This window comes from Citricoccus sp. NR2 (assembly GCF_027594385.1).
Taxonomy (GTDB): Bacteria; Actinomycetota; Actinomycetes; order Actinomycetales; family Micrococcaceae; genus CmP2.
In genome coordinates this window covers 2,509,057-2,521,220 of sequence record NZ_CP115154.1, presented here as the reverse complement: position 1 = coordinate 2,521,220, position 12,164 = coordinate 2,509,057, and the positions used below count along the sequence as shown (strand labels likewise).

The 12,164-nt window shown below is 61.0% G+C and carries 10 protein-coding genes, 3 tRNA genes and 1 pseudogene; 8 read left to right on the top strand and 6 right to left on the bottom strand.

Annotation, left to right across the window (positions count from 1 at the left end; translation table 11 throughout):
• Positions 1-10 precede the first annotated feature (10 nt).
• Positions 11-84: transfer RNA gene (locus O1A05_RS11750), tRNA-Arg, on the bottom strand.
• A 163-nt stretch (positions 85-247) separates the two neighbouring features.
• Here O1A05_RS11750 and O1A05_RS11745 point away from each other — a divergent pair.
• Positions 248-835, top strand: a complete 588-nt coding sequence (locus O1A05_RS11745) for a single-stranded DNA-binding protein (RefSeq protein ID WP_270105392.1) — start codon at positions 248-250, stop codon at positions 833-835.
• A 145-nt stretch (positions 836-980) separates the two neighbouring features.
• Positions 981-2,663, top strand: coding sequence for an energy-dependent translational throttle protein EttA (ettA, locus tag O1A05_RS11740; protein ID WP_270105391.1), 1,683 nt, complete (start codon positions 981-983; stop codon positions 2,661-2,663).
• A gap of 77 nt (positions 2,664-2,740) precedes the next feature.
• Here the strand turns inward: ettA and O1A05_RS11735 are convergent, their stop codons facing one another.
• Positions 2,741-3,661, bottom strand: a complete 921-nt coding sequence (locus O1A05_RS11735) for an acyl-CoA thioesterase (protein WP_270105390.1) — start codon at positions 3,659-3,661, stop codon at positions 2,741-2,743.
• Positions 3,662-3,805: 144 nt separating this feature from the next.
• On the opposite strand from O1A05_RS11735, the gene O1A05_RS11730 reads away from it, so the two are divergent.
• The gene (locus tag O1A05_RS11730) at positions 3,806-4,540 is read left to right on the top strand and encodes a hypothetical protein (RefSeq protein WP_270105389.1); all 735 of its coding nucleotides are present in this window, start codon (positions 3,806-3,808) and stop codon (positions 4,538-4,540) included.
• Between the two features lie 24 nt (positions 4,541-4,564).
• Here the strand turns inward: O1A05_RS11730 and O1A05_RS11725 are convergent, their stop codons facing one another.
• The 3 genes and pseudogenes from O1A05_RS11725 to pepN all read right to left on the bottom strand — a co-directional run bounded on the left by O1A05_RS11725 (position 4,565) and on the right by pepN (position 8,255).
• Positions 4,565-4,912, bottom strand: a complete 348-nt coding sequence (locus O1A05_RS11725; protein ID WP_270107583.1) for a globin — start codon at positions 4,910-4,912, stop codon at positions 4,565-4,567.
• A gap of 297 nt (positions 4,913-5,209) precedes the next feature.
• Positions 5,210-5,593 (bottom strand): annotated as a pseudogene (locus O1A05_RS11720) (OsmC family protein); the annotation flags it as partial.
• A gap of 52 nt (positions 5,594-5,645) precedes the next feature.
• Positions 5,646-8,255: an aminopeptidase N gene (pepN, locus tag O1A05_RS11715; protein ID WP_270105388.1), complete on the bottom strand. Its 2,610-nt coding sequence runs from the start codon at positions 8,253-8,255 to the stop codon at positions 5,646-5,648.
• A 96-nt stretch (positions 8,256-8,351) separates the two neighbouring features.
• Between pepN and O1A05_RS11710 the strand changes: the two genes are divergently transcribed.
• The 4 genes from O1A05_RS11710 (at position 8,352) to lipA (ending at position 11,706) form a co-directional block, all read left to right on the top strand.
• Positions 8,352-8,855 carry a ribose-5-phosphate isomerase gene (locus tag O1A05_RS11710; protein ID WP_270107582.1) on the top strand — a complete coding sequence of 168 codons (504 nt, stop codon included), beginning with the start codon at positions 8,352-8,354 and terminating at the stop codon, positions 8,853-8,855.
• A complete protein-coding gene (locus O1A05_RS11705) occupies positions 8,855-9,748 on the top strand; it encodes an Fpg/Nei family DNA glycosylase (RefSeq protein WP_270105387.1) in 894 nt (297 codons plus the stop codon). The genes O1A05_RS11710 and O1A05_RS11705 overlap by 1 nt, the downstream gene beginning before the upstream one ends.
• A gap of 85 nt (positions 9,749-9,833) precedes the next feature.
• The gene (lipB, locus tag O1A05_RS11700; RefSeq protein WP_270105386.1) at positions 9,834-10,517 is read left to right on the top strand and encodes a lipoyl(octanoyl) transferase LipB; all 684 of its coding nucleotides are present in this window, start codon (positions 9,834-9,836) and stop codon (positions 10,515-10,517) included.
• Positions 10,518-10,530: 13 nt separating this feature from the next.
• Entirely contained in the window at positions 10,531-11,706 is a 1,176-nt protein-coding gene (gene lipA / locus O1A05_RS11695) for a lipoyl synthase (protein ID WP_270105385.1), read from the top strand.
• A 125-nt stretch (positions 11,707-11,831) separates the two neighbouring features.
• Here the strand turns inward: lipA and O1A05_RS11690 are convergent.
• Positions 11,832-11,902: transfer RNA gene (locus tag O1A05_RS11690), tRNA-Gly, on the bottom strand.
• A 173-nt stretch (positions 11,903-12,075) separates the two neighbouring features.
• Between O1A05_RS11690 and O1A05_RS11685 the strand changes: the two genes are divergently transcribed.
• A tRNA-Pro gene (locus tag O1A05_RS11685) sits at positions 12,076-12,149 on the top strand.
• The last annotated feature ends 15 nt before the right edge of the window (positions 12,150-12,164 follow it).

The following is a 12,164-nucleotide window of genomic DNA, read 5'->3' as shown; positions in this document are numbered from 1 at the left end:
GGTTGACGAGTGCCCCAGGAGGGATTCGAACCCCCGACCCACGGATTAGAAGGCCGTTGCTCTATCCAGCTGAGCTACTGGGGCGTGAGCATGAACCAGTGTACCCGCTGAGCACAGAGACGTGCCTCCTCCACAGATTCCTTCCCGCGCCGTGTCGGTGACCACGATCCACAGCCTTGTCGACCTTCGGGCGTGTGAGATTCCTTCACCGCCTGTACTGGAGGGACCTCGATGAAAGGAGAATGCGATGAATCAACTCATCACTATTCGCGGAAATCTGGCAGCCGACCCCAAGAGCAAGATGTTGCCTGATGGCATCACAGAAGCCGTGGAGTTTCGCGTGGCCAGTACCGAGCGGCGGTTCGACCGCCAGACCGAGAGTTGGATCGATATCAATACCAGCTGGTTCACGGTGAACTGCTACCGCGGACTGGCACGCAATGCCCGCCGCAGTCTCTCAAAAGGTCATCCCGTGGTGGTCACCGGCAAACTGTCGGTGCGGAACTGGAAGACCAAGGAACCGGACGGGGACGTGCCGAAGACCGGCACTACGGTTCAGATCGAGGCCGATTCTGTCGGTCATGATCTCTCACGTGGCTGGACGGACTTCGTGCGGACGGGTGTTGAAGGAGAAAGCCTGCAACGTGCACCACGAGCAGAAACTTCTGAAGACTCCACTCGTGTTGACTTCGGAGAGTCCTCGGCCTCGTGGGCTTCTGCTCGAAGCGGGGATGACCTTACACCGCAGCGCGTTCCTGATCCCGTGCCCCATGACGATGATGCAGCGGCGGCCATGTACGCGATGGCAGGAGACCACGATCTGGTTCGACACTGAGCCAGACCCCTCCTGCACGATCGGCTGTCGGTGGTCGTTGGATGCTCGTCCTTCGTGTTGATGTTCAGCACAGTGAGAGACCTATCTCCTGTCGTCTGGGCGCGGAGTATGCAGAACCCGGCGACCACCGACTAGCCTTATGGATATGGCGGAATTTATTTACACGATGGTCAAGGCCCGCAAGAAGGTCGGCGACAAGGTCATCCTCGATGACGTGACGATGTCGTTCTACCCTGGAGCCAAGATCGGCATGGTCGGCCCCAACGGCGCCGGCAAGTCAACCATTCTGAAAATTATGGCTGGATTGGACCAGCCCTCGAACGGCGAAGCACGACTGTCGCCCGAATACTCCGTGGGGATCCTGATGCAGGAGCCGCCACTGAACGAAGAAAAGACCGTCCTGGGCAACGTCCAGGAAGGTGTCGGCGAGATCTACGAAAAGATCCAGCGTTACAACCAGATTTCTGAAGAAATGGCCAACCCCGACGCGGATTTCGACGCGCTCATGGCCGAGATGGGCAAGCTTCAGGAAGACATCGACGCCGCGGACGCCTGGGACATCGACTCCCAGCTGGAGCAGGCGATGGATGCACTGCGGTGCCCCCCGGGTGACTCGCCCGTGACTCACCTCTCGGGTGGTGAACGACGTCGTGTTGCCTTGTGTAAGCTGCTACTCTCCAAGCCTGATCTGCTGCTGCTCGATGAACCCACTAACCATCTCGACGCCGAATCGGTGCAGTGGTTGGAGGGACACCTCGCTAGCTATCCCGGTGCCGTCCTAGCCGTGACTCACGACCGTTACTTCCTGGACCACGTCGCTGAATGGATCTGTGAGGTCGACCGCGGCCGCCTGTACCCCTACGAAGGCAACTACTCCACCTACTTGGAGAAGAAGCGCGCTCGTATGGAGATCCAGGGCAAGAAGGACGCCAAGATGGCCAAGCGACTGGCCGAGGAACTCGACTGGGTACGTTCGAACGCCAAGGGACGTCAGGCCAAGTCCAAGGCCCGTCTGGCTCGCTACGAGGAAATGGCGGCGGAAGCAGAGAAGACCCGCAAGCTGGACTTCGAGGAGATTCAGATTCCTCCGGGACCACGTCTGGGTTCTCAGGTCATCGAAGCTTCGAACATTCAAAAGGGCTTCGGCGATCGCGTTCTCATCGACGGACTCAGTTTCTCGCTTCCGCGGAACGGCATCGTCGGCATCATCGGTCCCAACGGTGTCGGTAAGACGACACTGTTCAAAACGATCGTTGGCATCGAGCCGCTGGACGGCGGCGAGTTGACCGTCGGCGAATCGGTGAAGATTTCCTACGTTGACCAGAACCGAGCCAATATCGACCCGGAGAAGTCCCTCTGGGAGGTTGTCTCGGACGGACTCGACTACATCAACGTGGGCCAGGTGGAAATGCCGTCACGCGCCTATGTCTCTGCGTTCGGGTTCAAGGGTCCGGACCAGCAGAAGAAGGCCGGCGTGCTTTCCGGTGGTGAACGCAACCGCCTGAACTTGGCCCTGACGCTGAAAGAGGGCGGCAACCTGTTGCTGCTCGATGAGCCCACCAACGACCTCGACGTGGAAACCTTGGGCTCATTGGAAAACGCTCTTCTAGAGTTCCCTGGTTGTGCCGTGGTGATCTCTCACGATCGTTGGTTCCTGGACCGGGTGGCTACCCACATCCTCGCCTACGAAGGCACCGACGAAAACCCGTCGAACTGGTACTGGTTCGAGGGCAACTTCGAGTCGTACGAGGCGAACAAGGTCGAGCGCCTTGGCCAGGATGCTGCACGTCCGCACCGCGTGACACACCGCAAGCTCACTCGCGACTGATCAATCAGTCCCGAGATGATTGTGGCTCCCTCGGCACTGCCGGGGGAGCCACAATCGTCAATGCGTCAGTCCGCAGGTCAGTTTTGCTCAGCGAACTCCGGGAGCCGGACCATTCCTTCCTGGCCCACGGTTGCTACCAGGATGCCGTCGCGGGTGTAGATCCGGCCGAGTCCCAATCCACGAGCGGACTGTGCCGAGGGTGATTCTTGCACGTAGAGAAGCCATTCATCCACGGCAACCGGGCGATGGAACCACATCGAGTGGTCGAGTGAAGCCACCGAAAGATCACGTTTTGCCCAGGCGACCCCATGCTGACGCAAAATCGGCTCCAACAAGGTGTAATCCGAGGCATAGGCCAGCGCGGCGGCTTGAGCGTTGGCGGAAGAGAACGGTCCGTCGAAAGTAATCGGAGTGAACGTCTTCATCCAAGCGATGTTTTCTGGCCGTTTTTGCTCATCGGGGCGCAGGTAGATCGCCGGATACACGTGGCGGACATCGAAGGGCCGGGCCCGGGCGAACTCTTGAGCCACCGGAACATCCAGGTGGCCGAGGAGGTCGGCGGCGGTGGGCAGATCCTCTGGGCCAGGAAGGCCCTCCGGCATCGGAACCTGGTGTTCCAGTCCGGGGCTGGGTTGCTGGAAGGAGCAAGTCAGCGACAGGATGACCTTGCCGTGTTGCCACGCCTGAACGCGGCGTACTGAGAAGGAACGCCCGTCACGAGGGGACTCCACCACGAAGTCGATGGGCTCTTTGGCGTCGCCGGGACGGATGAAGTAACTGTGCATGGAATGCAGCAACCGGTCATCGTCGATCGTCATTGATGCCGCCAGCAAGGACTGAGCCAAGACCTGGCCGCCGAAGACTCGTCCACGAGCCTGGGGAGGGGTATCGCCTGTGAAGCGCCGGAAACCGGAGTCATCCAACCCGTGGTCTTCGAGCTGTAGCACGGAGCGCAGGATGTCGGTCGGGTCATCCGGGTAGAGGTTCGTGTTCATCATGAAGGTGGCGTTTCCTCAAGGTGGTCGGTCACTGTGACATTCTGCTCGATTCTACTAGTCGGTATCGCGCTTGGGTGGAATCCCTGGTTAAGCCCGGGGCAATGTGGCAGGAAATTCAGTGAGCCACTGGGCATAATGGGCGGTATGCCCGTTTTTTCGCATGACTCAGCCAGGCGAGTCCACCCGAATCGAGACACTGGCCTGCCCCTGGCGAATCGCGAAGCAGTGCGTGATCTAGAGCAATTGGCCTCCAGAACCAAGACCATCGGCACCACCGGAATGAGGTTCCAGGTGGTCTCCGACATGCTGGCCACGTGGGTTTCGGTGATGCACCCGGCCGGGTTGGGAGATGACGTGCCGCTCGTACTGGGCTTGCGTGCCCAGCTACTACCGGGTCAGCCCGAAGCGGGTCTGGACCCCGGATTCTGGGACGGGCTTGACGTTGTCTTCGATCTGGAGGCGGTGACAGAGCGTACGGCGCGCATGGTTTCCCAAGAATCCGCTTGGTTTTCGTTCCCGCCACGCCAGCTACGCGTGACATGGACCGCTATCACGCCTCCGCGCCAGGGATGGGAGCTACGGGCCACCGTCGACGACGATGACATCAGCACCGTCGCACGGGCTGGTATCGAAGAACTTGCTCAGAGCCTGCCGACCAACCCGGGAGAATCACTCGTGTCACGGGCTCGGGCGCAGGTATGGAGCCGCATGCTCGGAGATGCTGAACGAGCCCAATTTCCGGCCGGGGCAGCCATGGGCGCCTACACCCTCGGGTTCCTGGAACCCGGAGGTACGACCACTGTTCACCAGACGGGCGTGTGGACTCGGCTATCGAGCCGGCGGGGCACCATTCTGACGCGCCGCGCCGTGGCACTGTAATGCGGGGGCAGCGGGGAAGCTCAGCTAGGCGTTGACCATGGCGTGTGCTGCGCGCTCAAGGTAATCCCACAGAGTTTCCTCTTGGAGAGGGGGAAGCTCCAGCGAGTCGACGGCGACGCGCATGTGCTTGAGCCAGCGGTCTCGTGCGTCGAAATCCACTCGGTACGGCATGTGCCGCATGCGCAACCGGGGATGTCCTCGTTGCTCGGAATAGGTGCCAGGACCGCCCCAGTATTGTTCCAGAAACAGCAACAAACGCTCTTCTGCCGGACCGAGATCTTCCTCCGGATACATCTCGCGTAGCACCGGATCTTCCGCAACTCCTTCATAAAACACTCGGCAGAGCTTGGCGAAGGTGGGACGTCCGCCGATCTGCTCATAGAAACTGGTGGGCTTTGACGTCGGCTCCGGGGTCTCATCCTTGGCGGGAGTGCTGGTGCGCTGAAAAGGGGGAGTGAGTGCCGTTTCCGCAGCTGTAGGGCGGTTCTCTAGCCCAGTCACCTGGCTGGGGCGCTTAGCCTGACGCGGGCGCAAGACCGCAATCGGGGCCCCCAACCGTGAACTGAAGTCCGGAAGCTGTTTACCACCACCAGAGAGGTGACGCTGTGGTTCGATGGTCACCGGGAAATTCACCGACCGCGCTATGAAGCACTGGCGATGGGCTTCTTCGTGCAGGGCATCCAGCTGCTCGTGCGTGACGGAATCGTCGTCAACCCACACTTCCGGGCGTAGCGTTGCTGCACTGATCTGACCGCCTTCAGCCGTGTGGGTGAGAATGAGCTCGGCACGACAGCTCATTTGCGTTACCCGGACCTGAGAGCTCATCGCGACGAAGAGGTAGGACAGAATGTGGCACTCGGCCAGCGCACCGAGTAGCAACTGCTCCGGGTTCCACCGTCGGTAGTCCCCATGAAAAGCACTTGCAGCAGAGCCCAGAATCTCACCTGGGTCCTCGGCCTGTATGACGACGTCCCGGTCAAAATCCCGGGGTCCTGAGGTACCGGTGCCCCGGTTGCCGGTCCATTCTGCGCGCAGAGAAAAGCGATGTTCCACGCATGACACTCTACCGCTAGCTGCGGATCAAGACACCCGCAGCCAGCGGTGATCAGGACCGCCGAGCGTTGAGCGCCCGGTGTAGATCATCGGTGGCCTCCAACAACACCCGACGCAGTCCAGCGAACTCGGTAGCTTCCTGTGCGGCCTCAGCAGCCTGGATCGTCTCGGTGGTCACCGACCAACTTGGAAAGAGCCCGACGGCTGCCGTCTCGGCCATCTCATGTGAACGTGAAGCCCACAGCCGATCGATTTCCGCGAAGTAGGCGTCGGCGTAGGGGTGCAAGAGAGCCTGATCGTGAACTCGGTTGAACCCGAGGACGACGCTGCGTTGGGTGGAGTTCGATAGCTCTCCGGCGACGATCTGATCCCATGCCTGCTGCTTGGCCTCGGCGGTCGGAACGGCCGCCCGTGCTTTGGCTGCGGCGAGAGCACCGGTAGCGGTGTCGTCCTTGCTCAGTGCGTTCTCAATCTGAGTCTCATCGGCACGACCGCCAGCTACCAAAGACGTCAACAGTTCCCACTTTAGATCTGTGGTCAGGTCCAGGCCGGGAACCTTGTTGACGTCGCCTGAGTAAAGCACCTGCACAGCATCCAGCTGGTCACCGCGCGCCTGCGCAGCGTAGGCAGTGACGAACTGAAGCTGCTGATCGGAGCCAGCCTCGGCCTCCTGCGCGAGCGTCCAGAGTCGCTCGGCCACCTCCCGACGCAGTGACGAAATCTGTTCCTCCGCCGTAAATTGCGATACCGCTGTGGCCAGCTGACGCAACAAGGTCTGAACCACCGAGGAATCTGTTTCCGAGCCGATATGGCGCAAGACGACATCCACAAACCAGGCAGAGCTGGCCTCACCGTCACGTGCGGTATCCCAAGCTGCACCCCAGAGCAGGGTGCGAGGCAGCGACTCCGCGACCGAGGACAGGTCCGCGGCGGCACGCTCCCAGGACTGGTCGTCCAGGCGGATCTTGGCGTATGCGAGGTCGTCGTCGTTGATCAGAATCACTTCCGGACGCTGGATTCCGGCGGCCTCAGTCACCACCGTCACCTCGCCGTCGACATCGAGCTCGAATCGCTCCTGCCGCGCCAGGGCAGAGTCTGCGCCGGGCTGCTGTCGGTAGAAGCCCACGGCGAGTCGGTGCGGTCGCAGCAACTGGTCCCCGGGGAATCCGGGTTCGCCGGAGGGTGCGGTCTGCACGATCCGCAGCTCGGTGATGCGTCCGTCGCTGTCGGTGTCCACTTCCGTGCGCAGCGCATTGACGCCCGAGGTCTCCAGCCAGAGTCGGGTCCAGTCCGTCAGATCGCGCCCTGAGGCGGATTCGAGTTCAGTCATCAGGTCGGAGAGTTCGGTGTTGGACCAGGCGTGCTTGTCGAAGTAGGCGCGTACACCGGCCATGAAGTTCTCTTGACCCACCCAGGCCACCAGCTGGCGCAGAACCGAGGCGCCCTTGGCATAGGTGATGCCGTCAAAATTCACCAAGACATCGTCGAGGTCGCGGATCTCCGCGGTGATGGGGTGGGTGCTGGAGAGCTGGTCCTGGCGATAGGCCCAGTTCTTCTCCATCGACGAGAAGGTGGTCCAGGCCCCGGTGTACTGGGTGTTCTCGGCCGCGGCGAGGGTGGACATGAACTCCGCGAAGGACTCATTGAGCCACAGATCGTTCCACCAGCGCATGGTGACCAGGTCACCGAACCACATGTGGGCGAGTTCGTGCAGCACCGTGATCGCCCGCCGCTCGACCATGGCCTCGGTGACGGTGCCGCGGAATACGTAGTTCTCCAGGAACGTCACGGCCCCGGCGTTTTCCATGGCGCCGGCATTGAACTCCGGAACGAAGAGTTGGTCGTACTTTTCAAATGGGTAGGGGGTGCCAAATTGGGCTTCAAAGAACTCGAAACCCTGTCGAGTCAAGGTGAAGATGTTTTCAGCGTCCAGGTGCTCGAACAGTGAGGCGCGGCAGTAGACACCCAGATCAATACGGCGGCCATCGGAACTGGTCAGATCCGAATGCACCGACCGGTAGGGGCCCGCGATCAGGGCGGTGATGTACGAGGAGATCCGCGGGGTCGGGGTGAACTCGTAGAGCACTGCAGAGTCCCGATCTGCCACGGAGAAGTTCACATGATCGATTGGAAGCGGGGCGGGAGTCGGCTGGTTGGACACCACGGACCAGTGCTGAGGGGCAACGACCACAAACTGGAAGGTGGCCTTCAGGTCGGGCTGCTCGAATACGGCGAACATCCGGCGGGAATCCGGGACCTCGAACTGAGTATAGAGATACGTCTCCTCGTCCACGGGATCGATGAACCGGTGCAGACCCTCACCGGTGTTCATGTACACGCCGCGTCCGGCGACGATGAGTTCATTCTCGGCGGCAAGGGGGCCGACGGTGATGCGGACGCCGTCCGATGCTTCCGAACCTAGCTCCTCGCCGTTAAGAAGGACCGAGGTCACTTCTGAAGAGACAAAATCGATGAAGGTGGAGGTTCCAACCGCCTCTTCCGTTGCGGAAAAACGCACGGTGGTGGTGGAACCGAAGGTGTCCTGCGAGCCGGTGAGGTCGAGCTCGACCCGGTAACTGTCCACCGAGACGGCGGCCGCGCGGGCCGTGGCTTCGTCGCGGGTGATGTTCAGGGCCGATGACGCGGGCTGGGGTGCAGACACATGTCCTCCTGGGAGTCGCTACGCTGGGGTATAACAGTCCACTCTAGACGCAATCCACTGTGAAGCGTGACCCAACCCACAGCGAAGGAGACCTCTGTGCGCGTACATATTGCCACCGATCATGCCGGGCTTGACCTGAGCCGATACCTCATCGAGCAGCTGAGCGACGCCGGTTACGACATGGTCGATCACGGCCCGCAGGAGTACAACGCATTGGATGATTACCCCTCGTTCTGCATCAACGCGGCACTGGCTGTGAAGAAAGAACGCGAGGCCGGTGCAGATTCACTGGGCATCGTTCTGGGTGGGTCCGGCAACGGCGAACAGATGGCGGCCAACAAGGTTGAGGGCATTCGTGCAGCCTTGGCATGGTCCGTAGGCACCGCGCAATTGGCTCGCGAGCACAACAACGCGCAGGTGGTGGCCGTGGGCGGGCGCCAGCATTCTCAAGAAGACGCCTTGGAAATTATCACCGCGTTCCTGACCGCAACCTGGTCGGACGAAGAGCGTCACAGCCGCCGGATCGCCCAGATGAACGAGTACGAGCGCACCGGAGCCATTGCGGGACATGAGTTGGGAACGGACGGAATCGAGAAGTAATGCCCGAAGGGCACACGATACATCGCGTCGCGCAGCAATTCACCGACACTTTCGTCGGGCAGCGACTCCGGGTGAGTTCACCGCAAGGGCGATTCGTGGACGGCGCGGCGCTTTTGGACGGGCACACCCCGGTCTCCGCGAGGGCGCACGGCAAGCACTTTTTCCTGACGTTCGACCACGAACTCATCCTCAACGTTCATTTGGGGATGTACGGAGCGTGGACGCTGGGTGGTGATGAGACGTTCACCGCGGCGTCATCATTAGGCGCACCGCGGAAGATCGGCGAGCAGGAGATCGCCCGTGGTCACGACGACGGTGATTCCTATTCCGGACCACCGGAACCCAGGCCGACCACCCGGGTTCGGTTGGTGACCGAACACGGTTGGGCTGACCTCGTCGGAGCCAGTGTTTGCCGTGTGCAGACCCCCGCGGAGATGGCCGGTACCGTCGCTGCGATGGGGCCGGACCCGCTGGGGGACGAACCTGGAGTAGAGGACTTCTTGCATCAGTGTTCGTCGACCCGTACCGCCATCGGAACGGTGCTCATGGATCAGTCCCGAGTAGCCGGGATCGGCAATATTTATCGTGCCGAAGGACTCTTCAGGGCAGGGATTGACCCTTATCGGCCGGCGAACGAAGTTGATGAGACCACGTTGCGATCCCTCTGGGATGACGAAGTGTTTCTCATGCAGCTTGGTGTGGAACACGGACGCATTATTACCACCGCGCCGGAACACCGCCCAGGCGTGGACTTAGCCGAAGCGTGGCCTGAGCATGCCTATTACGTGTATCAGCGACAAGGGATGAGCTGCCGTGTCTGCGCCAGCGACTCGATCGTGATTTCGTCCATGGCCGCTCGAAAACTGTACCGGTGTACCGTATGCCAGCGCTGAAACCTCTCGCTCCTTACCGGGGAGCCACGGTCACATCATGACACGAGTGGAACCATCGGGTGTTCTAGCGCGTTAGCCTGAGGGCGTGCGAGTGGTGAATCTCTTGGACCGTGGACTCACGGCATATCAGGATGCCGATATTCGGCAACGTTCCATCCATGCTGGTGTCGCGGACGGAACAGAGCCGGACACCTTCCTGGTGTTCGAATCCAACGCGACCTACACGGCAGGTCGACATACTCGCCCCGGTGACATCACCGACCCGGATCTCCCGATCGTGGACACTGACCGGGCAGGATCCATCACCTGGCATGGCCCCGGGCAGCTGATTGTCTACCCGATCGTGAAGCTCACTGAGCCCGTCGACCTGCACGCCTATATTCGCGCTGTCGAAGGGTCCGTGCTGGACACCCTGCGTGATCATTGCGGCCTCGATGTCGTGCGTATCGACGGACGTGCTGGAGTTTGGCTCCGCAACACGGACCGGAAAATCAGCGCTATCGGTTTGAAGATCAGCCGTGCGGCCACCTTGCACGGAATTTCCTTGAACGTCAACACCGATTTCACCTCAGCATTCTCAGGCATCGTCCCCTGCGGAATTAACGACGCCGGAGTGACCTCCTTGGCGCAGGAGGGCATCAGCATCACTTTGGACGAATTAGTCGAGCCCTTGACGGCAGCTCTGCGACATCGTCTGGCCCCGCTGCTTGCTCGTGGCGCCGGGGCCGACACCAGCACCGAGAAATTGACGGCATCCAGCATCCGATAAAGGAGCAACCGACGTGTCAACTCTTCCTAAAGTCGAGGGCCGCAAGCTGCTGCGTATCGAGGCGCGCAACAAAGAGGTTCCGCGCGAGGAACGCCCCGAGTGGCTCAAGACCCGCGCCACCGTGGGTCCCGAATACCAGAACATGCGCGAGCAAGTGCGCAAAACCTCGCTCAATACCGTGTGTGCAGAGGCGAACTGCCCCAATATCTACGAGTGTTGGGAAGACCGCGAAGCTTCGTTCCTCATTGGCGGTGCCGTCTGCACCCGCCGTTGTGGTTTCTGCGACATTGCCACGGGCAAGCCGGGGGAGTACGACCGGGAAGAGCCCTACCGCGTCGCGGATTCCGTGGAACAGCTCGGTTTGCGCTATGTGACCGTGACGGGCGTGGCACGCGATGATCTCGAAGACGGCGCCTCCTGGCTCTACGCCGAAACCTGCCGTGCTATCCATGAGCGCACTCCCGGCACCGGTGTCGAGTTGCTCGTGGACGATTTCCGCGGTGGGGATGCACCCCTGGAGGCTGTGTTCGAGGCCCGTCCCGAAGTGTTCGCGCACAACCTAGAGACCGTGCCGCGGCTAATGAAGACCATCCGCCCCGCATTTTCTTACGACAAGTCGCTCTACGCGATTTCCAAAGCCCGGGACGCCGGCCTGATCACCAAGTCGAACTTGATCCTGGGCATGGGGGAGACCACCGAAGAGATCGAGTCCACGATGCGCGACCTGGCCGATGCCGGGGTCCACATTCTCACGGTGACCCAGTATCTGCGGCCGTCGCCGCTGCACCATCCCGTGGACCGCTGGGTCAAGCCCCAGGAATTCCTGCGCCTGCGTGACGTTGCCAAGGGAATGGGTGTCGCTGCCTGCATGTCGGGCCCGTTGGTGCGCTCCTCGTACCGTTCGGGCAAGCTCTGGGTCGAAGCCATGCAATCTTTGGGTCGCGACATCCCGAGCCATCTCACCCAGCTGGCCGAATTTGCCGCTCAGGGCTCAGCGCGTCAGGAAGCAGAATCTGTGTTCAACCGATTCCGCAAAAACGACGACGAGAGCTCTGCGGATGTTCCCGCCCAGTCGGGCCTGCAGGGTCGTGTGTCACTGCCGCTGTCACCGGTCGGAGTCCCCGTCGGCGGCAGTGGCGGTTGCTGCGGCGGAAGCTCCGCAGGATCATCGGGCGGTTGCGGTTGCTGATGTTCCTGGGCGTTCAGTGAGGCCACTGCAGGCCACAAAAGCAGGTTTCAGGGCTCAAGACGCGACTCAGGCCGGGAAGAAATTCCCGGCCTGACGTGCTCTTTTTAAGTGGTCTATTTAATCGGAGGGGATGACGGGAATCGAACCCGCACCACCAGTTTGGAAGACTGGGGCTCTACCATTGAGCTACATCCCCGTAGCTGCAAGCAGCGAAGTCGAGCATACCCGACAAGCGCAATGATCCGCAAAATGCGAAATCCGGATGAACTATGCGTAGAATATTCGATGGCCGGTGTTCGTGCAGGCCATTTGGTCTGTCTGAGCCATGAGCGTGTCATAGCAATTGATTCAGGGCACGACCGCCACGGACGGGGTGTAGCTCAGCTTGGTAGAGCGCGCGCTTTGGGAGCGTGAGGCCGCAGGTTCAAATCCTGTCACCCCGACATCATGGTGATCGG